18 protein-coding genes are annotated in these 19,630 nt (G+C 62.4%); 6 read left to right on the top strand and 12 right to left on the bottom strand.

Features of this window, described 5'->3' with window-relative positions; translation table 11 throughout:
• Positions 1-88: 88 nt before the first annotated feature.
• Both HX814_RS22505 and HX814_RS22500 read left to right on the top strand, forming a co-directional pair.
• The gene (locus tag HX814_RS22505; protein WP_003214130.1) at positions 89-430 is read left to right on the top strand and encodes an antibiotic biosynthesis monooxygenase family protein; all 342 of its coding nucleotides are present in this window, start codon (positions 89-91) and stop codon (positions 428-430) included.
• Between the two features lie 43 nt (positions 431-473).
• A complete protein-coding gene (locus tag HX814_RS22500; RefSeq protein ID WP_003214132.1) occupies positions 474-722 on the top strand; it encodes a hypothetical protein in 249 nt (82 codons plus the stop codon).
• A gap of 141 nt (positions 723-863) precedes the next feature.
• On the opposite strand, the gene HX814_RS22495 is transcribed toward HX814_RS22500, so the two are convergent.
• From HX814_RS22495 to HX814_RS22475, 5 genes are all read right to left on the bottom strand, one after another.
• Positions 864-1,496: a flavin reductase family protein gene (locus tag HX814_RS22495; RefSeq protein ID WP_177009672.1), complete on the bottom strand. Its 633-nt coding sequence runs from the start codon at positions 1,494-1,496 to the stop codon at positions 864-866.
• 124 nt (positions 1,497-1,620) lie between these two features.
• Positions 1,621-2,940, bottom strand: a complete 1,320-nt coding sequence (locus HX814_RS22490; protein WP_003214136.1) for an MFS transporter — start codon at positions 2,938-2,940, stop codon at positions 1,621-1,623.
• A gap of 289 nt (positions 2,941-3,229) precedes the next feature.
• The gene (locus tag HX814_RS22485) at positions 3,230-4,555 is read right to left on the bottom strand and encodes a sigma-54 dependent transcriptional regulator (protein WP_102605689.1); all 1,326 of its coding nucleotides are present in this window, start codon (positions 4,553-4,555) and stop codon (positions 3,230-3,232) included.
• Positions 4,549-6,315, bottom strand: coding sequence for an ATP-binding protein (locus tag HX814_RS22480; RefSeq protein ID WP_177009673.1), 1,767 nt, complete (start codon positions 6,313-6,315; stop codon positions 4,549-4,551). Before HX814_RS22480 ends, HX814_RS22485 begins: the two co-directional genes overlap by 7 nt.
• Positions 6,316-6,532: 217 nt before the next feature.
• Complete coding sequence (locus tag HX814_RS22475) at positions 6,533-8,056, bottom strand: fumarate hydratase (RefSeq protein WP_003214142.1); 1,524 nt, start codon at positions 8,054-8,056, stop codon at positions 6,533-6,535.
• Positions 8,057-8,272: 216 nt separating this feature from the next.
• Between HX814_RS22475 and HX814_RS22470 the strand changes: the two genes are divergently transcribed.
• Together HX814_RS22470 and HX814_RS22465 are read left to right on the top strand one after the other, a co-directional pair.
• Positions 8,273-9,205, top strand: coding sequence for an iron-sulfur-binding ferredoxin reductase (locus tag HX814_RS22470; protein WP_177009674.1), 933 nt, complete (start codon positions 8,273-8,275; stop codon positions 9,203-9,205).
• 30 nt (positions 9,206-9,235) lie between these two features.
• The gene (locus HX814_RS22465) at positions 9,236-9,985 is read left to right on the top strand and encodes an enoyl-CoA hydratase-related protein (protein ID WP_003214147.1); all 750 of its coding nucleotides are present in this window, start codon (positions 9,236-9,238) and stop codon (positions 9,983-9,985) included.
• Positions 9,986-10,184: 199 nt separating this feature from the next.
• Here HX814_RS22465 and pyk read toward each other — a convergent pair whose 3' ends face one another.
• Positions 10,185-11,636: a pyruvate kinase gene (gene pyk, locus HX814_RS22460; protein WP_003214149.1), complete on the bottom strand. Its 1,452-nt coding sequence runs from the start codon at positions 11,634-11,636 to the stop codon at positions 10,185-10,187.
• Between the two features lie 175 nt (positions 11,637-11,811).
• Between pyk and HX814_RS22455 the strand changes: the two genes are divergently transcribed.
• Positions 11,812-12,186, top strand: a complete 375-nt coding sequence (locus HX814_RS22455; protein WP_003214151.1) for a tol-pal system YbgF family protein — start codon at positions 11,812-11,814, stop codon at positions 12,184-12,186.
• Between the two features lie 226 nt (positions 12,187-12,412).
• Complete coding sequence (locus HX814_RS22450; RefSeq protein WP_008432342.1) at positions 12,413-12,772, top strand: PilZ domain-containing protein; 360 nt, start codon at positions 12,413-12,415, stop codon at positions 12,770-12,772.
• A 16-nt stretch (positions 12,773-12,788) separates the two neighbouring features.
• Here HX814_RS22450 and HX814_RS22445 read toward each other — a convergent pair whose 3' ends face one another.
• From HX814_RS22445 to HX814_RS22420, 6 genes are read right to left on the bottom strand one after another with little or no spacing between them, the layout of a single operon-like run.
• The gene (locus HX814_RS22445; protein WP_087694638.1) at positions 12,789-14,120 is read right to left on the bottom strand and encodes a DUF58 domain-containing protein; all 1,332 of its coding nucleotides are present in this window, start codon (positions 14,118-14,120) and stop codon (positions 12,789-12,791) included.
• 7 nt (positions 14,121-14,127) lie between these two features.
• Positions 14,128-15,108 carry a MoxR family ATPase gene (locus HX814_RS22440; protein WP_008432346.1) on the bottom strand — a complete coding sequence of 327 codons (981 nt, stop codon included), beginning with the start codon at positions 15,106-15,108 and terminating at the stop codon, positions 14,128-14,130.
• Complete coding sequence (locus HX814_RS22435; RefSeq protein ID WP_177009695.1) at positions 15,105-16,262, bottom strand: DUF4350 domain-containing protein; 1,158 nt, start codon at positions 16,260-16,262, stop codon at positions 15,105-15,107. The genes HX814_RS22440 and HX814_RS22435 overlap by 4 nt, the downstream gene beginning before the upstream one ends.
• Positions 16,259-17,788, bottom strand: coding sequence for a DUF4129 domain-containing protein (locus tag HX814_RS22430; protein WP_177009696.1), 1,530 nt, complete (start codon positions 17,786-17,788; stop codon positions 16,259-16,261). Before HX814_RS22430 ends, HX814_RS22435 begins: the two co-directional genes overlap by 4 nt.
• Positions 17,775-18,755: a stage II sporulation protein M gene (locus HX814_RS22425; protein WP_003214164.1), complete on the bottom strand. Its 981-nt coding sequence runs from the start codon at positions 18,753-18,755 to the stop codon at positions 17,775-17,777. Before HX814_RS22425 ends, HX814_RS22430 begins: the two co-directional genes overlap by 14 nt.
• Positions 18,752-19,444 (bottom strand): RDD family protein, encoded by a 693-nt coding sequence (locus HX814_RS22420; protein ID WP_003214165.1) that lies wholly within the window; start codon positions 19,442-19,444, stop codon positions 18,752-18,754. The genes HX814_RS22425 and HX814_RS22420 overlap by 4 nt, the downstream gene beginning before the upstream one ends.
• Positions 19,445-19,630 lie beyond the last annotated feature (186 nt).

Here is a 19,630-nt window from a genome sequence, read left to right as displayed (position 1 = left end):
ATCCACGCCCGCGCCCGTATCTTTGATCCTGTGGCAACACGCCCTCACAGTGCTTGCCGAGCATCACTTCTCAACGGGAGAGTCGAACATGTCCACCCCCATTCCCGCGAGCCATATGGCCTTTATCCGTGCCCGTACCGGGTACAGCACCGAACTGGGTGCACGCTTGAGCAGTTTGATCGAACCGGGCCGCCAGGCTCAGGGTTGCCTGCAATTCTCGTTGCAGCACTCCCTGGCCGACCCGGATGTGTGGTTGGTGTCGGGCTTCTGGAGCAGCGAGCAGGCGATGAGTGCCTACTTCAGCTCGCCGGCGCTGATGGTCTTCACCGAGTTGTTGAATGACATGGTGGTTCGCAGCATGGACTTCCAGACCTTTACCGACGCCTCGGCGGCCAATGCCTATGGCGAGTACCTGCAACTGGCGGGCTAGTGCTTTAGAATGGCCGCCTTTCCCATTGGCCAGGACCTGCAACATGGCACGTAAAGAGTTTGCCCACCACGAAGCCGTTTCCGCCTTGGTGCGTGAAGAAGAGGGTGGCTATAGCGCCGCCATCGCCGTCAAGGCGCTCGATGGCATGGGCGCACCGCGCTTTCACAAGATCCTCGATGGACAGACGTTCAAGACTGCCTCCGACGCCGACGATGCCGCAGCTCTGCAACTGGAGCGCTTGGTCGATGTAGATGAAGACGGTCAGCTCTCTTGGGCAACTTCCGCCAACTGAAAACACCGCTGATCCAAATCTGGGAGCGGGCTTGTGTGGGAGCGGGCTTGCTCGCGAATGCGGTGGATCAGTTGGCATATGCATTGACTGATACGCCCCCTTCGCGAGCAAGCCCGCTCCCACATTTTTATCTCGTTCCAATCAGCGTTGCGCGGCGCCTGGGCGGTACATTTTGAACAGCGCTTCCGGCCCCAACTGAAAATAATCCGCCGGGCCACCTCCACGCAGGATCGGCTGGGCGGCAGCCGTGTCGTACACCCCGTCTTTCAGCAGCCATTTGGCGATATGCACCGCGACCACCTCGCCGAGCACCAACCAGCTTGGCACCAGCTCCTTGTCGGCGCGCTGCAGCTGAATGATCTGCGTCACCTTGCACTCGAACGACACCGGGCTTTCGCCCACGCGAGGCACGGCGATCACCTTTGAAGCCACCGGCGTCAAGCCGGCCAATTCAAACTCGTTGACCTCGGGCGATACCGGCGCGCAGCTCTGGTTCATCTGCTCGGCCAGCGGGCGGGTGGCCAGGTTCCACACGAACTCACCGGTCTGTTCGATGTTGTTCAGGCTGTCTTTGCGCCCGACACTGGAAAACCCAATGATCGGCGGAATGTAGTTAAACGCATTGAAGAAACTGTAGGGCGCCAGGTTCAAGCGGCCCTGGCTGTCGTGTGACGAAATCCAGCCAATCGGGCGCGGGCCGACAATCGCATTGAACGGGTCATGGGGCAGGCCGTGGCCGTTGGCGGGTTCGTAGAAATGAATATCGTCGGACATGGGCCGGGGTTCCTGCTGGTGGTTCGGGGAAGGGCATCATAGTGCACTCAGGTGGCGTGTTCGCCAATGAAAAAGGGGCTGTGTCATACACTGACACAGCCCCTTTTTTATCCTGGCAGAACCCTTAGTCCGTAGTAATCCGCGAATGCTTGCGGGTGTCCTTCATGGTCACATACACCAACAGCGACACCGCAATACACGCGGTGACGTACCAGTAGTAACCGGTTTCCATGCCAATGCTCTTGAACCACAGCGCGATATATTCAGCGGTGCCGCCGAAGATCGACACGGTCAGCGCATAGGGCAAGCCAACACCCAGGGCGCGGATTTCGGTGGGGAACAATTCGGCCTTCACCACGGCGTTGATCGAGGTGTAGCCGCTGACGATGATCAGCGCCGCCATGATCAAGAAGAACGCGCCCCACCAGGTCTGGATGGTGTGCAGGGTGGTGAGGATCGGCACGGTGAACAGGGTGCCGAGGACGCCGAAGGCGATCAGGATCGGCCGGCGGCCAACCTTGTCCGACAGCCCGCCGATGATGGGTTGCAGGCACATGAACAGGAACAGCGTGGCCGCCGAAATGGTGGTGGAGTCGGAGATGCTCATGCCGACGGTGTTCACCAGGTATTTCTGCATGTAGGTGGTGTAGGTGTAGAACGCCAGGGTGCCGCCCATGGTCAGGCCGACTACGGTCATCAGTTCCTTGGGGTGGCGCATCAAGGTGCGCATTGCGCTTTCCTTGGCCTTTTCTTTCTTGGTGAACGACTCGGTTTCTTCCATGCCACGACGCAGGTACAGCGCCACTACCGCGCACAGGGCGCCGATGGCGAACGGGATACGCCAGCCCCAGTCGTACAGCTGTTCGGTGGTCAGCAATTGTTGCAGCACGATCAATACCGCCAGGGCGATGAGCTGGCCGGAGATCAGGGTCACGTACTGGAAGCTGGAGTAGAAGCCCCGACGTTCCTTGGTGGCCATTTCGCTGAGGTAAGTGGCGGAGGTGCCGTATTCACCGCCGACCGACAGCCCCTGCAGCAAACGGGCGAATACCAGCAGGATCGGCGCACCGATACCGATGGCTTCATAGCCCGGGCTCAAGGCAATCAGCAGCGAGCCGAAGCACATCAGGTAGACCGACGCCATCAAGGCCTTTTTACGCCCGACCTTGTCGGCGTACAGGCCCATCAGCCAGCCACCAATCGGGCGCATCAGGAAGCCCACGGCGAAGATCGCGGCGGTGTTCAAGAGCTGGGCGGTGGTGTCGCCTTTCGGGAAAAAGGTCTTGGCGAAATACAGGGAGAAAGCCGCATAGACGTACCAGTCGTACCACTCGACCATGTTGCCGACCGATCCGCTGAAGATCGACCTGATACGGCTGGAGGTGGTGCGTCCTTTTGCCGGCGCAGTCGCCGACCCCAGAGGCAGGGAGTTGGAGTTATCCATTTAAGGATCCTTCATCTAATTGTTTTTGTGGAGCGCGCGGTAGCGCAGCCTGGCTGGGCTATAGCAGGAGCTGTGCCAAGCCGATGAAGGCCCGGTCTAGAAGGGTTTGCGGAAATTTTTGAGCGGAAAATTGCTGATGAATCAAGGGGGATGAGCGGAAATCCGCCGACGAAGATCGCTCCCACGCTCTGCGTGGGAGCGCATCCTGTGACGTTCCGCGTCACGATGTTAAGGGCGGACGCGGAGCGTCCAGAGCTGCATTCCCACGCGGAGCGTGGGAACGATCGGGTTAGAGGAACGTATCCCGCGCCAGGCCATGGCGCTGCATTTTTTCATTGAAGGTGCGCCGTGGCAGTTGCAGCTCGGCCAGCACCGCCTTGATATCGCCTTTGTGCCGGGTCAGCGCGGCTTTCAGGCAATGGGCTTCAAATGCTTCCTGCTGCGCCGCCAACGATTGCCCGGCTTCGATGCCTTCCGGCTCCGGTTCACCCAGCCCCAGCACCTGGCGTTCCGCGGCATTGGCCAGCTCCCGCACATTCCCCGGCCAGTCATGGCTGAGCAGGCGCCCCAGCGCGGGTCCGCTCAGCGGCGCGAAGTTGCGGCCCAGGCGCTCGGCGGCGCTTTGTGCAAAGTGCTCGAATAGCAGGGGAATGTCTTCCCGGCGTTCCCGCAGCGGTGGCAGGCGCAGTTGTGCGACGGTCAGGCGATAGGCCAAGTCCTCGCGAAAACGCCCGGCGCGAGCTTCGTCCAGCAGGTCGGGTTTGGTGGCGGCGATGATCCGCAAGTCCACCTTGATGCTTTGATTGGAACCGAGCCGTTCGAGTTTTTGCTCCTGCAACACCCGCAGCAATTTCACCTGCTGGGCCAGCGGCATGCTTTCGATCTCATCGAGAAACAGCGTGCCGCCATTGGCGTATTCCAGCTTGCCGATGCGCTTGCCCTGGGCGCCGGTGAACGCGCCACTTTCATGGCCGAACAGCTCGGCTTCAAACAGCTGCTCGGGAATCGCCGCGCAGTTCAGCGCCACAAACGGCTTCTTCGCCCGGGGGCCGAAATCATGCAGGCAACGGGCGACCAGTTCCTTGCCGCTGCCGGTTTCGCCGCGAATCAACACATTGACCGGCAAGCCGGCCAGGTCCAGGACTTGCCGGCGCAGGTTCTGCAAACCCCGGGACACCCCCAGCAGGCTCGATTCCAGTTGGGCCCGGTGATCGGCCTGCTGATGCAAGCGGCGGTTTTCCAGCACCAGCCCGCGCTTGTCCAGCGCCCGGCGCAGGCTGCTGAGCAGGGCTTCGGGGCTGAAGGGTTTTTCGAGGAAGTCGTAGGCGCCGTCGCGCATGGCTTCGACGGCCATCGGCACATCGCCGTGGCCGGTGAGCAGAATCACCGGCAGGTCGGCGTCACGCCGCTGCACTTCAGCCAGCAACTCCAGGCCGCTGAGGCCGGGCATGCGCACGTCGCTCAGGATCACCCCGGGAAAGTCCCTGGGCAATTGCGCCAGGCATTCCTCGGCGCGGCTGAACAACTGCACCTCAAAGCCGGACAGGCTCAGCCATTGCTCGACGGCCGTGCGAATGCTGGCTTCGTCGTCGACCACAATCACCGCATTCAACATAGGTCTGGCGTCTCCAGTGCGATGGGCAAGGTCAGGGTAAAGATCGCCCCGTCACCTTGATTGCCGGCGCTCAGGCGCCCGCCAAGTTCGTGGACGATAGCGTACGACACGGCGAGCCCCAAGCCGAGCCCGTCGCCTACCGGCTTGGTGGTGAAGAACGGGTCGAACACGCTGTTGAGGTTTTCCTCGGCGATCCCGCCGCCGCTGTCGCTGACGGTCAGGTGCCATAGCTGCTGATCGGCGTGCAGACGGATCTCCAGGCGCTTGCGTGGCTTGTCGGCCATGGCGTCGAGGGCGTTGCGCAGCAGGTTGATCAGCACCTGTTCGAGGCGGATCGCGTCGCCGCGTACCCAGGCCGGGCGGGTCAGGTCCAGTACGGTGCCGATGGCTTCGTCCCGCAGGCGCGCATCGAGCAAGTGCAGGGACTGGTCCACCACCGTCGCCAGGTCGAGGCGTTCGCGCAGGCCGCTGGGGCTCTTGCGGGCGAAGGTCTTGAGGTGGCCGGTGAGCGCGGCCATGCGTGTGAGCATGTCGTCCAGCGGGGTCAGGGCCTGGTAGGCGTCGTCCACCCGGCCATGGTCCAGCAGCAGCCGCAGAGTCGCCAACTGCATGCGCTGGGCGGTCAAAGGCTGGTTGATTTCGTGAGCGAGGGCGGCAGACATCTGCCCCAGCGCTGCCAGTTTGGCGGATTGCACCAGGCCATCCTGGGCGGTGCGCAGGGCGCGGGTGCGTTCTTCCACCAGTTGTTCAAGTTCTTCGCGGCTGCGCTGGCGCAGGCGGGCGAGGCGCCAGCGCTGGGTCAGGAACAGCACCAGGAACACCAGCGCCAGCCATGAACCGGCGGCGGCGAGGCCGGCGTTGCGTTGGTCTTCAAAGGCCACCTGTGGTTTGCGCAACAGGTGCAAGGTCCAGCCTTCGGCCTTCAGCGGCAGGGACTCCCAAATGTAATTGGCCTTGCCGTCGGGGCCGTCGACGCGCATCAGGTGGCTGTTTTCGTCAAAGCGTTGCAAGGCTTCAGTGTCCAGTGGCAGCAATTGTTTCTTGTCGTATTGGCGGGTGGCCTTGAGTTCGGCGTGGTCGCTGTCCGACAACGGACGCAGCGCGCGGTAGCGCCAGCCCGGCTGATTGGCGATAAACACAATGCCCCGGGCATCGCTGACCAGCAGCAAGTCATTGCCCTGGGCCCACTCGCGCTCCAGTTCCGGGAACTCCAGCTTGACCACCATGGCGCCGAGGAACTGCTCGTTCTCGCCGACCACCGCGCTGGAGAGGAAATACCCCGGAATCCCGGTGGTCACGCCCACTGCATAAAAACGCCCGGTGCCCTGGCTCAAGGTTTGGCTGAAGTAGGGACGAAACGCGTAGTTGTGCCCCACATAACTGCTGGGCAGGTTCCAGTTGCTGGCGGCCACGGCGAGGCCGTTGCGGTCCATCAGTTCCAGGGTCGAGGACTGGGCGGCGCCGTTGATGCGCTCCAGCTTGCGGTTGAGCAAATCCTGGGTGGCGGTGTCCAGCGGGCCCTTCAAGGCGCTGATCATTTCCGAGTCCAGGGCCAGCACGGCGGGCAGGGCGCGGTAGCGTTCGATCAGGGTGTGCAGGGAGTTGCCATAAAGCATGAGCTGCTGATTGGCGCGGGCGGCGTCATCCACCAGGGCCAGGCGTTCGGCGTGGCGGGTAGCCAGGGCGGCAGCCAGTACCGCGCCGGCGATGATCAGCAAGGAGTAGAGGGTCAAACGCAGCGGGCGGGGAATCGCAATCATACGAAGATGAACAGTGCAATTAGGGGCGAGCACCATAGCATGAGGCGCATGGCTGTTGTGGCGAGGGAGCTTGCTCCCGCTGGGGCGCGTAGCGGCCCCAAAAAAATGGGAGCGCTGCGCACTGGAGCGGGAGCAAGCTCCCTCGCCACAGTGAGAGGTGCATGAAACAAAAAAAGGCGACCGTAGTGGTCGCCTTTTATCCTTGCAGGGGAAATGCTTACTGCACTTCAACCGCCAGGCTTTCACTGATCTTTTTCTGCCAGATGGCAGGACCGGTGATGTGTACCGACTCGCCCTTGCTATCAACGGCAACGGTGACCGGCATGTCTTTCACGTCGAACTCGTAGATCGCTTCCATGCCCAGCTCGGCGAACGCCACGACGCGGGATTTCTTGATGGCCTGGGCCACCAGGTAAGCCGCGCCGCCCACTGCCATCAGGTAAACCGCCTTGTGGTCCTTGATCGCTTCGATAGCGGTCGGGCCGCGCTCGGATTTGCCGATCATGCCCAACAGGCCGGTTTGCTCGAGGATCTGGCGGGTGAACTTGTCCATCCGCGTGGCGGTGGTCGGACCGGCAGGCCCCACCACTTCTTCGCGCACCGGATCAACCGGGCCGACGTAGTAGATGAAGCGACCCTTGAGGTCCACCGGCAGGGTTTCGCCCTTGTTCAGCATCTCGACCATGCGCTTGTGCGCGGCGTCGCGACCGGTGAGCATCTTGCCGTTGAGCAACACGGTTTCGCCCGGCTTCCAGCTCTGCACGTCTTCCGGGGTCAGGGTGTCGAGGTTGACGCGACGGGCCGACGGGCCGGCTTCCCAGACGATTTCCGGGTAGGCGTCCAGCGGTGGCGCTTCGAGCGATGCAGGGCCCGAGCCGTCGAGCACGAAGTGCGCGTGACGGGTGGCGGCGCAGTTGGGGATCATGCACACCGGCAGCGAGGCCGCGTGGGTCGGGTAGTCCATGATTTTCACGTCGAGCACGGTGGTCAGGCCACCCAGGCCCTGGGCGCCGATGCCCAGTTGGTTGACCTTCTCGAACAGCTCCAGGCGCATCTCTTCGATACGGTTGGACGGGCCGCGCTTCTTCAGCTCGTGGATGTCGATGGATTCCATCAACACTTCCTTGGCCATTACCGCGGCTTTTTCGGCGGTGCCGCCGATGCCGATGCCAAGCATGCCCGGTGGGCACCAGCCGGCGCCCATGGTCGGAACCGTCTTGAGCACCCAGTCGACGATCGAGTCGGACGGGTTGAGCATGGCCATTTTCGACTTGTTCTCGGAACCACCGCCCTTGGCGGCCACGTCCACTTCCACGGTGTTACCCGGGACGATGGAGTAGTGGATCACGGCAGGGGTGTTGTCCTTGGTGTTTTTCCGCGCACCGGCCGGGTCGGCGAGGATCGAAGCCCGCAGGACGTTTTCCGGCAGGTTGTAGGCCTGGCGCACGCCTTGGTTGATCATGTCGTCCAGGCTCATGGTGGCGCCATCCCAGCGCACGTCCATGCCTACACGTACAAATACGGTGACAATCCCGGTGTCCTGGCAGATCGGGCGGTGGCCGGTGGCACACATGCGCGAGTTGATCAGGATCTGAGCCATGGAGTCACGGGCCGCTGGCGATTCTTCGCGCAGGTAGGCCTCGTGCATCGCCTGGATGAAGTCAACGGGATGGTAGTAGGAAATGAATTGCAGGGCGTCGGCAACGCTCTGAATCAGGTCGTCTTGCTTGATCACGGTCATGAGTCGCGCTCCTCTATAAGGGAACATTCAATAAAGGTGGCGTCAGTGTTGCATCGGTCGGCTGAAGCCACCTTTCCAAGGCACGCCAAAGTGGTGCAGGCGCGACGCTAAAAAGGCGCGGCAGTATAACCCGCCACGGTGGCCGATACACCCGACTATGGTCAAACTCTACCGGGCGTGATTCCCTGTAGACGCCTTTTTGATCCGAGACCCTTGATGCCTGAACTTCACGTCGGTGAACGCCACTGGTCGGTAGCCGCCGGCAGCAACCTGCTGGATGCCCTGAACCAGGCGGGCGTGGCCGTGCCTTATAGTTGCCGCGCCGGCAGCTGCCATGCCTGCCTGGTGCGTTGCCAGGGTGATATCCAGGACAACCAGCCGGATGCCCTGAGCCCGGCGCAGCGCCAGGATGGCTGGCGCCTGGCGTGCCAGTGCCAGGTCGCAGGTGACTTGCAGGTCGAAGGCTTCGACCCGCTGCGTGACGGGTTGCCGGCGACGGTGTTGAGCGTCGATTGGTTGAACCCGAGTGTACTGCGCCTGCGGCTGCAACCCGAACGCGGCTTGCGCTACCGGGCAGGGCAGCATCTGGTGTTGTGGGCCGGCAGCGTTGCGCGGCCTTATTCATTGGCCAGCCTGCCCCAGGAAGATCCGTTTCTCGAATTTCACATCGATTGCCGCCTGCCCGGCGAATTCAGCGACGCCGCCCGCCAATTCAAGGCCGGTGACAGCCTGCGCCTGGGCGAATTGCGGGGCGGCGCCTTGCAGTACGACCCCGACTGGCAATCGCGGCCGCTCTGGCTGCTGGCCTCGGGCACCGGACTCGGCCCGCTATGGGGCGTGTTGCGCGAGGCCTTGCGCCAGGATCACCAGGGCGCCATCCGGGTCATTCACCTGGCCCATGACGCGGGCGGTCATTACCTCGCCGGGCCATTGGCCCAGCTGGCTGGTGCGCATCCGAACGTGACCGTTGAGCTATGGACAGCGGCTGAGGTGACGCAGGCGTTGGCGCAACTGCGGCTTGTTTCCCGGCAAACTCTGGCTTTACTCTGCGGGCACCCGGCCAGTGTCGAGGCCTTTTCCAAGCGCCTGTTCCTGGCCGGACTGCCGCGCAATCAACTGCTGGCCGATGTGTTCCTGCCCCGTGGTTGAGCGCTGAATTTCCCAGCCGCGAGATTTGTCATGACCGATGCCATCCTGCAGCAACGCGAACGCGGGTTGCTGATTTTGCAGCTCAATCGCCCGGACAAGAAAAATGCCCTGACCCGCGCCATGTACAGCCAATTGGCCGAGGCGCTGGAGCAGGCGGATGCCGATACCAGCGTGAATGCCGTGCTGATCCAGGGCAGCAGCGAGTGCTTCACCGCCGGTAACGATATTGGCGACTTCCTCGAACAACCGCCGGCGGATCTCGACAGCCCGGTCTTCAATTTCATGCGCAGCTTGCTCAACTGCCGCAAGCCGGTGATTGCGGCGGTGGCGGGCGTGGCGGTGGGAATTGGCACGACGCTGCTGCTGCATTGTGACCTGGTGTATGTCAGCCGGGATGCACGGTTGCGCATGCCGTTCGTCAACCTGGGGCTGTGTCCGGAGTTTGGGTCCAGCTTGATCCTCCCGCGATTGCTGGGGCATGCCAAGGCGGCGGAGTTGCTGCTGCTGGGTGAAGGGTTCACCGGCGAACAGGCTGCCGCCTGGGGCATTGCCACCGAGGCATTGGGCAGCGGTGAATCGGCCCTGGCCAAGGCACGGGAAATTGCTGGACGGTTTGAGACCCTGGCGCCGGGCGCGGTGCAGGTCAGCAAGCATCTGATGAAAAGCGTTGATCGCGAGCAGTTGCGCAAGGTGATCGAGGAGGAGGGGGCGTTGTTTACCCAGAGGTTGAAGTCGCCGGAGGCGATTGCGGCGTTGTCGGGGTTTATCACTCGGAGATGAATGAGCGTTGACTGGTCGGCCGTCTTCGCGAGCAAGCCCGCTCCCACATTCGACCGTGTTTCTTCAGGATGTACGCGATCAAATGTGGGAGCGGGCTTGCTCGCGAATAGGCCAGTAAAGCCAACACACAAGCCAATTTGCAATGCAAAAAGCCCCGCCATTCACATGGCAGGGCTTTTGTTTTTCAGCGAGCGGTCACTCAGACCATTGGGTCGCCAACGTGCAGGATCTTCATGCCGTTGGTGCCGCCGATGGTGTGGTAGCTGTCGCCCTTGGTCAGGATGACCCAGTCGCCTTTCTCCACGACGCCGCGCTTGAGCAACTCGTCGATCGCGGCCTGGCTGACTTGCTCAGGCGGTAGCGATGCCGGGTCGAACGGTACGGTGTAGACGCCGCGGAACATGGCCGCACGGGCCTGGGTTTCGCGGTGCGGGGAGAACGCGTAGATCGGGATCGAGGAACGGATGCGCGACATGATCAACGGCGTGTAGCCACTTTCGGTCAGGGCGATGATCGCTTTCACACCCGGGAAGTGGTTGGCGGTGTACATGGCCGCCAGGGCGATGCTCTGGTCGCAGCTTTCGAAGACCTTGCCGATACGGTGGCTGGAGGTCTTGCTGGTCGGGTGCTTTTCAGCGCCGACGCAGATGCGTGCCATGGCCTGCACGGCTTCCAGCGGGTACGGGCCAGCCGCACTTTCAGCCGAAAGCATCACGGCGTCGGTGTAGTCGAGCACGGCGTTGGCCACGTCGGACACTTCGGCACGGGTTGGCATCGGGTTCTGGATCATCGACTCCATCATCTGGGTCGCAACGATCACCGCCTTGTTGTGGCGACGTGCGTGCAGGATGATTTTCTTCTGGATACCGATCAGCTCGGCGTCACCGATTTCCACACCCAGGTCGCCACGGGCAACCATCACGGCGTCGGAAGCCTTGATCAGGCCGTCGAGGGTTTCATCGTCGGCTACGGCTTCGGCGCGTTCGATCTTCGCCACCAGCCAGGCAGTGCCGCCGGCTTCGTCGCGCAGTTTACGGGCGTATTCCATGTCGGCGGCGTCGCGAGGGAAGGATACCGCGAGGTAGTCCACTTCCATTTCGGCGGCGAGCTTGATGTCGGCCTTGTCTTTTTCAGTCAGGGCCGGGGCAGTCAGGCCACCGCCGCGACGGTTGATGCCTTTGTGGTCCGACAGCGGGCCGCCGATGATCACGGTGCAATTCAGTTCGGTCGGGGTGGCGGTGTCGACGCGCATTACCACACGGCCGTCGTCCAGCAGCAGTTCGTCGCCCACGCCGCAGTCTTTCACCAGGTCCGGGTAGTCGATACCCACGACTTGCTGGTTGCCTTCGGTCAGGGGATGGCTGGTGGAGAAGGTGAACTGGTCACCGATCTTCAGCTCGATCCGCTTGTTGGCAAATTTGGCGATACGGATTTTCGGGCCTTGCAGGTCACCCAGCAACGCCACGAAGCGGCCATGCTTGGCGGCCAGGTCACGCACCAGCTTGGCGCGAGCCTTGTGCTCGTCCGGGGTGCCGTGGGAGAAGTTCAGACGGGCAACGTCCAGGCCAGCCAGAATCAGCTGTTCGAGGACTTCCGGCGAGTTACTGGCCGGGCCAAGGGTGGCGACGATTTTGGTACGACGGACGGACATGCACGGACTCCTGAGTTCAAGCGCTGGGGAAGGCTACTATGCTCTTTGGTTGTAGTCATTGTTCGTTTGCACTACTTATCGATGATTCGCTTGTTTTCACTCTGCATGAACAGATGAACAACCTTGAAGATTTTCGATGAAGGGTCGATACACTGCACAAGACAGGAGAACCCCCATGCGAATCGTGATCATTGCTGCCCTGGCCGTCAGTGTTGTCGGCTGCACCCGTTGGTCGATGGACCATCATTTGAACAATGCGTACCGCGCCTACGGTGTGGGCGATTGCCAGCGGGTCACCCTTGAGTTGTCCCAGGTCGACCGTGAAAGCCGTTCCCGGCGCTACGTGCAACCGGAAGTCTCTATGTTGCGCGGGCAGTGCCTGGAGCGCGAGAAGCTGTTTGTCGATGCGGCGCAAACCTATCAGTTCATCATCAGCCAGTACCCGGCGAGCGAGTACGCATTCCGTGCCCGTGCCCGTTTGGATACCCTGCAGCAACTGGGGCATTACCCCGGCGCGAGCGTTGCCCAGCCGCGGCCGGCGTCGTTGTGATGATATTTGTCATGCCATAGCTGGCTCGTTGCCAGTCTTGGGCTAATCTTTGAATGTCAGTTTGTATAAGTTTCTATTCAAACGGATGGCGTTCCCGGATTTGGCAGCTGTAAAAGTGGCAACCCGTTTGCGGTTGTCGCACCGATATCCGGGGAGAGCGGGCCTTCAGGCTCGTTTCGAATCACTGGAGCGGCCACATATATGGCCATTGGATGGCGACCTCATCATGTTTACTCACCGACGGATCGAGCGGCATCAGTTACCTTGCTTCCTTCAAGTGTTCAACCGCCTGACGGACAAGCCAATCGGCTATCTGGGCAATGTTTCCGAGCAGGGCCTGATGTTGATCAGCCAGTTACCCATGATGGTCGATGTGGAGTTCGAGCTGCGCTTGAAGATCCCCGGGCCTGAGGGTGAGGTGCAGGCGGTAGACCTCACGGCCACCTGCCTGTGGTGTCATGAGGATATAAACCCCCAGCATTACGATTCCGGGTTCAGCATATCCCAGGCCCCTGCCGAATATGGGGAGGTGATCAGCGCGCTGCTGGATTACTTCAGCTTTGATCCGTTGCAGGCCTCTGCCTAGGTGCTGCATCCGGCGTTCATAGCGCGCCGGCTTTTTTCCAGCCCAGGTAGCGGGTCACCAGGGCGGCACCCAGGTCCGAAGGCAGTGTGTCCAGTACCGACAGCCCGTGGGCGTTCAAGCGGTCGTGGAGTTCGTCCCGGGTATTGAGATAGTTGATCGTGCCGCAGTAGGCCAGGGCTTCGGGCAGGGTTTGCACGGGAGCCTGGCGTAACTGGTCAAGGACCTCCTCCCGCAGGCTTGCGACCATTACCCGGTGCTGGCGGCTGATGCGCTTTACGGCGCTGAGTAACTCTTCATCTTCCTCATCCCGCAAATTGGTCACTACGATCACCAGCGAGCGACGTTTCTGCCGGGCCAGCAGTTGGCTGGCGGCGGCCTGGTAATCGGCCGTACGCCGGGACGTGTCCAGGTCATACACCGCATTCAGCAACAGGTTGAGCTGGCCACTGCCCTTGACCGGCGCCAGGTAGCGCGGCTGGTCGCAGGCAAAGGTGCACAGCCCTACGGCATCGCCCTGGCGCAAGGCTACATAACTGAGCAGCAGGCAGGCGTTGAGCGCGTGGTCGAAGTGCGACAGTTCGGCGTCCTGGCTGCGCATACGGCGGCCACAATCGAGCATGAACATGATCTGCTGGTCGCGCTCGTCCTGGTACTCCCTGGCAATGGGCGTGCGTTGCCGGGCGGTGGCTTTCCAGTCGATCTGGCGCAGGCTGTCACCTTCGCGAAACTCACGCAGCTGGTGAAACTCCAGGCCCAGCCCACGCCGTTGCCGCTGGCGTACGCCCAGCTGGTTGAGCCAGTTGTCCACCGCCAGCAACTGCGCGCCATACAGGCGTGCGAAGTCCGGATAGACCCGGGTGGCGTCGCTGACGTCGATCAGGCGCCGGGCCGACCATAGCCCCAGGGCGCTGGGCAGATGCACTTCACAGCGGGTAAAGCTGAAATGCCCGCGCCTTTGGGGCCTCAGCCGATAACCCAGTTCACTGTGCTCGCCGGGCCGCAGTTCGATGGATTGCGGCAGGTCCTCCACCGCCAGGCCGTCAGGCACATGATCGAATACCTGGGCCACCAACGGCTGGGGATAGTTGTGCTCCAGGGTTACCCGCACTTCCCCCCAGCGCCCCAGTGCCAGGCTGCCGGGCATCTGCCGTCGCACGCGCGGGGACGGTCGGCGGCGCAGGCGGCTGGCATCCAGCAGGGCCAGCAGCAACAGGGCCAGCAGCAGGCCCCACGTCACTGAGTGCAGGGCGTCTGGCACCTTGACCTGTAGCGCCACCAGTGCGCCGAGCAGGATACTCAGGCCCAGCAGTACACCGAGCCAGGTCAACAGCAGGCGGGTTGGTCTCATGGGCGTCTCATTGGCGTGGCGCCGGGACCTGGTCCAGCAATTGCCGGAGCACCTGGTCGACTTCCAACCCGTCGATATCCAGCTCCGGGGCAATACGCACCCGATGGCGCAACACTGCCAGGGCGCAGCCCTTGATGTCGTCCGGGGTCACGAACTCGCCCCCGCGCAGCAAGGCCCGCGCCCGTGCACCGCGAACCAGGGCGATGGAGGCCCGGGGCCCGGCGCCGATGGTCAGGCCCGGCCAACTGCGCGTAGTGCGGGCCAGGCGCACGGCGTAGTCGAGCACCTGCTCATCCAGCGCCAACTCGCTGGCAATCTGTTGCAACAGCAGCACGTCTTCGGCTTGCAGCACCGTGCGCAGCGGCTGTACGTCGAGCATGTCGGCTCGGGACGAGCGGGTGACTTCGCGCACCATGTCCAGTTCCTGCTGTGCCTCGGGATAGTCCATGCGCACCTTGAGCATGAAACGGTCCAGTTCGGCTTCGGGCAACGGGTAAGTACCTTCCTGCTCGATGGGGTTCTGGGTGGCCAGTACCATGAACGGCTGGCCGATGGGCAGCGCCTCGCCTTCAAGGGTTACCTGGCGTTCCTGCATGGCTTCCAGCAACGCTGCCTGGGTTTTCGCCGGGGCACGGTTGATCTCGTCAGCCAACAGCAGGTTGGTGAACAACGGTCCCTTGCGCAGCTTGAACTGTTCGGTATGCAGGTCGTATACGGCATGGCCGGTCACGTCGCTGGGCATCAGGTCCGGGGTGAACTGGATGCGCGCGAACTCGCCTCCAAAACAGCGTGCCAGCGCGCGTACCAGCAAGGTCTTGCCCAGGCCGGGAACCCCTTCAAGCAACACATGGCCGCCCGCGATCAACGCCGTGAGCACGTCATCGATCACCGGGTCCTGACCGATAACCGCCTTGCGCAGTTCGACGCGCAAGGCCTGGGCCAGTTGGCTGGCGCGCTGAATCGGGTCAGTGGCGGGAAATTCGCTCATAGGGCATTCCTGAGGGTTTGCAGGCAGGCCACCTGGCGGCTGAAATCGGCGCTGGAGAGCCGTTTCGTCGCAGGTGGGCCAAGGGCCTGGCTGATAACAAGGGAGGGTTGGCGGGTCAGGCGTTCAAGCACCCGCAATTGTTCGGCTGTATCGAGGTGTTCGAACCCGGGATGACGGCGCCGAGCGGTGCGCTGGATGTCGCGCTGCAAGGCTTGCAGCAAGCTGTCTTGCCCGCTGCGGCGCAACAGGAAGTCGGCACTGGCGTTCAAGTGTTCCTGCAATTGCCGCCGTGCCTTGGGCGTCGGTTGCCGGATCGGACCCTGGCGCAGGCTGGCGTGCCAGAGGCCCAGGGCGATCAGTGCGGCAAGTGCCACCAGTGCCTGGGGGAAGTAGCGCAACAACAGGCTGAACAGGTCCTCGACATCCGTGTTGAACAGCAGTGTGACCTGGGTGCCCTGGCTCAGGTACCAGAGCAGCCACGCGTTATCGTGCAGGCCGATGCCCGGGTTTTTCCACAGGTCGCTGTCGGTGACCACGGTCACACGCCCTTGCCCGAGGTTGACCTGCATCAGGTGCGTCGACCGGGCGCTGTTGGCCGAGAATTGTGCCAGGTGCCTGGGGTCGGTGAGGTTGAAGTCGGTGTCGAAGCTGAAATAGGCCGGCGCTGTTTCGTTGTCCACATAGAGTTTGGTCAGGTCCGGCGTTTTCTTTTTACGCGCGGGTGCCGGAGCGTCGAATTCTTCACTGAAGGATTGGTGTATCTGCACACGATCCAGCAACAGGTCGCCACTTTCACCGGTGTCCTCATCCCACAGCGCTTCGGCTACCAGCAGCAGATGGCCGCCAGCCCGGGTCCACTGCAGCAATTGATCAACCTGGGGCGGGCTCATGTTGCTGCGCTCGCCCAGCAACAGCAGGCTGTTGCCCTTGGGCGAAAGGCTGGCCAGCCGTTCGAGGCTGTTGGCATGTTCCACCACCAGGCCCTGCTGGCGCAGAAAGTGTTCAGCTGCCAGGTAGGGGTTGGCCAGGGCTTCGGGTGAAGGGCCGCGATCGACCACTTCCTGATAAGGAATCGCCGTGTGCCAGGCATAAAAACCGCCTGCTGCCAGCAAGCCCGCGACCAGCAGCCCGACCCACAGCAACGGCCGGTTCATTGCGCCGCTCCCGAGCCGAACAGGGTTCGCCAATCGCTGCATAGCTGTTGTTGCGCCAAGGCAGGCGGCAGGCGATGGCCATAGGCAAGGTTTTGCCAGTAACGGGTCAGCTCACCGCTGAATGCCAGCAGCTGCGGTTGTTGCAGTTGGCGGATACGTTCCAGGACTTCACCTTCCGTGTCGGCACTTTTCAGCGGCAGGTTGAAGTCGTGCAGCAAGCGGCTGAGCAACCCACGGTAGAGCAGGCCGAGGGCTTCCCGGGGCTGTGTTGCCCACAGCTGTTCGGCGGCGCCTGCGATGTCTTCGGGCAAGGTGTCAGCCCCCAGTTCAAGGCCGAACAGCTGCGAAGGCACGGGTTTGGCAGCCTTGGGTTTGCGCGGGCTGCGGCGGCTGACAAAGGCATGCAGCCAGTCGCGGTAGCGCCAGATCACCAGTGCCAGGCCACCTGCCAGCAATCCCCAGAGCAGTACTTCAAGGCCCTTGGCGATGTGCTTGAACGAATCACTGTTGAGGTTTTTCAGCAATGCTTCCAGCCAGGCTGGCAGCTTGGCATCACCTGCCGCTTTGTTTTTGTCGGCTGCTTTATCCTCGCCGAAGCGGTAGCGAGTGAGCGTTTCCGGGTTCTTGAACGGTGGCTGCTCCAACAGCGTCTTGATCGAGTGACTGGCCGATTGTGTAGTCAGCGGCGTTTGGGGAACCGGTTCATCAGCCCATGCCGATGGGATCGGCGGAATCAGCGTCAGCCCGGCCACCAGCAACAGCAGCGACGCCACACCGCTCAGGCGCTGGCGCATTCGGCGGAACACCAGTTCCAGGTCCCAGGCTTCCAGCACCGTGCGGCGGTTCAGGTAAAGGCTGAAGCCACAGGCGACATAGATCGGCTCCCAGAACACCAGGATCAAGGCGTAGAACATGTTGGTCAGGTGCTCCAGCCAACGCCAGTCGTGGCCGGCGGTGAGCGCCAGTTGCTGCCAATCCCAGTCGCGTTCGACCTCTTGCGGCAGGAAGAAATAGAACACGGCCATCAACCCGAACCACAGGGCGATTTCCAGGTGCACCCCGATCAGGGTCAGCCAGCGCGCGGCGCCTGCGTTGCGCTGCTGCAACACCCCGAGACGTTGTTGGCGCGCCTGGCCTTGCAGCCCTTCGAGCTGGACCACCGGCATCTCGAAGCTACGGCTGAGGCTGAAGCGCCGCCAGGTCAGGCTGGCCAGCAGTTGGCCCTTGAGCAGCCGCGGCGATTGGCGCAGCGCTTGTTTCAGGCTGGGTGTTTCGCCGAACAGGGCCTTGGACAGGATATACAGTGGCAGGCGGTCGAATGCCGGTTTCAACCACCAGAACAGCAACAGCGCGGTGGTGGGGTGATTCCACAGGAGCACGCTGAACAGGGCGAAGACCGGCAAGGTCACGATGGCCCAACTGCTCATCAACAGCAGCCGGTGTTCCCGGGCCAGCAGGATGCCGAGGTCCATGGCCTCCCAGGAGGTACGCGGGCGGATCACGACGCTGGCATCACTCAGGCGCATGGCGATTCCGTCCGGCAAACAGCAGGTAGGCCGCCATCAGCAACCACAGGGCGGTGCCGACCAGGTACTTGACCCACGGCGCCACGGCATTGGTGGACGACCAGTACGCCTCGATAAACGCGGCGATCAGCAGGAACACCATCACACCACAAATCATTTGCACACTTTTGCGCGCGGCCAGGCGCAGGGATTCGCCTCTGGTGAGGGGCCCCGGTGCAATCAGCGCCCAGCCCAGTTGCAGGCCAGCCGCGCCAGCCAGGGCAATTGCGCTGAGCTCGAAGGCGCCATGGCCGATGACAAATGACCAGAACGTTTGCCCGTAGCCGATTTGCGTCAGGTGCCCGGCAACGGCGCCAATGATCAGGCCATTGAAGAACAGGAAAAATACGCTGCCCAGGCCGAACAGCAACCCGGCGGCAAAGGTCTGGAAGGCGATACCGATGTTGTGCATCACGTAGTAGCCGAACATCATCCAGTCTTCGCTGGAAGCGCGTTCGGCTGCCCGGCCCAGGCGGCTGGCATCGGGGTTGTACATGGCCTGCATCTCGGCCACCTGCCGAGGGCTGACGATGCTGTAGATCAAGTCCGGAAACAGGTACACCAGCAAGGCAATGCCGAGCAGGCTGCCAAAGAACAGCAGGCCGGCAGCCAGCACAAATGGCCATTGCGCGCGAACCAGCCTGGGGAAATCGGCCAGCAGGAAGCTCAGCACGTTTGCCCCCATCCGGCTGCGATGACGATACAACTGTTGATGGCCGCGCAAGGCAAGCTGCTGCAACGGGTCCACCAGATAGCTGCTGTAGCCGCGCTCCTGGGCCAGGGCCAGGTGCTGGCACAACTGCCGGTATTGATGAGGGAAGTCGACGAAGTCGGCGCCTTTGGCTTTGCCTTTCTCCAACTGCGTCAATTGCTCGGCAAAGGCTTGCCATTGTGGCTGATGGCGGCTTTCGAAAAGACTCTGTTTCATGCTGGCCCCAACAATCCGCGGGCCACACCGTTGAGTTCTGCCACGGCGCGGGCAGGGGAGACCTGCAGGGGCGTGGCCAGGATAGCGGCCAGTTCGTTGACCCGTTCGGCCGACAGTTCGCCCTGGCGTTCGGCGAAGCTGAGAATCGCCCGTTGTTCGTTCAGCTCAAGGGCGAACGGCAGGCGCAGCGCCGGGGCCTGGGGCACTTGCGGGCGGGAAAGCGGTTGTTCGCGGTAGATCACCAGGGTCCCGGCCGCCAGGTCGCCCAGGCGCTTGAAGTTGGGGTGTTGCAGGCAACTGATGGCGCCGAGGAAATAGCCGAAGGGCAGCATGTCGACAAAGCGCAGCAGGTTACGGATCAGCGAGGCGGACCAGCCGATGGGCGTGCCATCGTCCTGTACCACCCGCAGGCCCATGACCTGTTTGCCGGGCGAGCAGCCCTGGTTGAGCACTTCGAAAAGCACCATGTACCACCAACTGACGAGGAACAGCAGCAGCGAACCCAGGCCAATGCCCAGGTTGCCGAGAAAGGCCAATGCGATAAACAGGATGCCGAGAATCAGGCCGCGCAAACCCAGGTCGAAGGCAAAGGCCAGTGAGCGTACCAGCAGGCCGGCCGGGCGCAGTGGCAGGTCGATACCCTCCGGGGTCTCGATCTGGTAGCGGGTATCCAGTGGCGCAGGTGGCATCGCGGTCCTTGGCAGTGCGGCGCTGGCGCCTGGGCGGCAGCGGCGGGGTTGGAAAGACCGATGCTAGCAGTGTCGACGGTGGAAGCAACCACTCAACGATTTACTGAATATTTGTACAGGGAACACAGCGCTGGCCCCCGATGCCTGCAAGCGCCTAGACTTTGCCGGTCTTCAGCACAGGAATAG

The sequence above is a fragment of the Pseudomonas sp. C8002 genome (assembly GCF_013385765.1).
GTDB lineage: Bacteria > Pseudomonadota > Gammaproteobacteria > Pseudomonadales > Pseudomonadaceae > Aquipseudomonas.
The sequence above is the reverse complement of the archived record's forward strand: the minus strand, read 5'-3'. Positions and strand labels throughout refer to the sequence as shown.

What these genes read in the sequence shown, in the direction of transcription:
- HX814_RS22425 (WP_003214164.1), bottom strand. Translation starts at nt 18,755, where the DNA reads ATGAAACAGAGTCTTTTCGAAAGCCGCCATCAGCCACAATGGCAAGCC.
- HX814_RS22500 (WP_003214132.1), top strand. Translation starts at nt 474, where the DNA reads ATGGCACGTAAAGAGTTTGCCCACCACGAAGCCGTTTCCGCCTTGGTG.
- HX814_RS22485 (WP_102605689.1), bottom strand. Translation starts at nt 4,555, where the DNA reads ATGTTGAATGCGGTGATTGTGGTCGACGACGAAGCCAGCATTCGCACG.
- HX814_RS22475 (WP_003214142.1), bottom strand. Translation starts at nt 8,056, where the DNA reads ATGACCGTGATCAAGCAAGACGACCTGATTCAGAGCGTTGCCGACGCC.
- HX814_RS22420 (WP_003214165.1), bottom strand. Translation starts at nt 19,444, where the DNA reads ATGCCACCTGCGCCACTGGATACCCGCTACCAGATCGAGACCCCGGAG.
- pyk (WP_003214149.1), bottom strand. Translation starts at nt 11,636, where the DNA reads ATGTCCGTCCGTCGTACCAAAATCGTCGCCACCCTTGGCCCGGCCAGT.
- HX814_RS22490 (WP_003214136.1), bottom strand. Translation starts at nt 2,940, where the DNA reads ATGGATAACTCCAACTCCCTGCCTCTGGGGTCGGCGACTGCGCCGGCA.
- HX814_RS22465 (WP_003214147.1), top strand. Translation starts at nt 9,236, where the DNA reads ATGACCGATGCCATCCTGCAGCAACGCGAACGCGGGTTGCTGATTTTG.
- HX814_RS22445 (WP_087694638.1), bottom strand. Translation starts at nt 14,120, where the DNA reads ATGAGACCAACCCGCCTGCTGTTGACCTGGCTCGGTGTACTGCTGGGC.
- HX814_RS22505 (WP_003214130.1), top strand. Translation starts at nt 89, where the DNA reads ATGTCCACCCCCATTCCCGCGAGCCATATGGCCTTTATCCGTGCCCGT.
- HX814_RS22440 (WP_008432346.1), bottom strand. Translation starts at nt 15,108, where the DNA reads ATGAGCGAATTTCCCGCCACTGACCCGATTCAGCGCGCCAGCCAACTG.
- HX814_RS22430 (WP_177009696.1), bottom strand. Translation starts at nt 17,788, where the DNA reads ATGCGCCTGAGTGATGCCAGCGTCGTGATCCGCCCGCGTACCTCCTGG.
- HX814_RS22455 (WP_003214151.1), top strand. Translation starts at nt 11,812, where the DNA reads ATGCGAATCGTGATCATTGCTGCCCTGGCCGTCAGTGTTGTCGGCTGC.
- HX814_RS22495 (WP_177009672.1), bottom strand. Translation starts at nt 1,496, where the DNA reads ATGTCCGACGATATTCATTTCTACGAACCCGCCAACGGCCACGGCCTG.
- HX814_RS22450 (WP_008432342.1), top strand. Translation starts at nt 12,413, where the DNA reads ATGTTTACTCACCGACGGATCGAGCGGCATCAGTTACCTTGCTTCCTT.
- HX814_RS22470 (WP_177009674.1), top strand. Translation starts at nt 8,273, where the DNA reads ATGCCTGAACTTCACGTCGGTGAACGCCACTGGTCGGTAGCCGCCGGC.
- HX814_RS22435 (WP_177009695.1), bottom strand. Translation starts at nt 16,262, where the DNA reads ATGAACCGGCCGTTGCTGTGGGTCGGGCTGCTGGTCGCGGGCTTGCTG.
- HX814_RS22480 (WP_177009673.1), bottom strand. Translation starts at nt 6,315, where the DNA reads ATGATTGCGATTCCCCGCCCGCTGCGTTTGACCCTCTACTCCTTGCTG.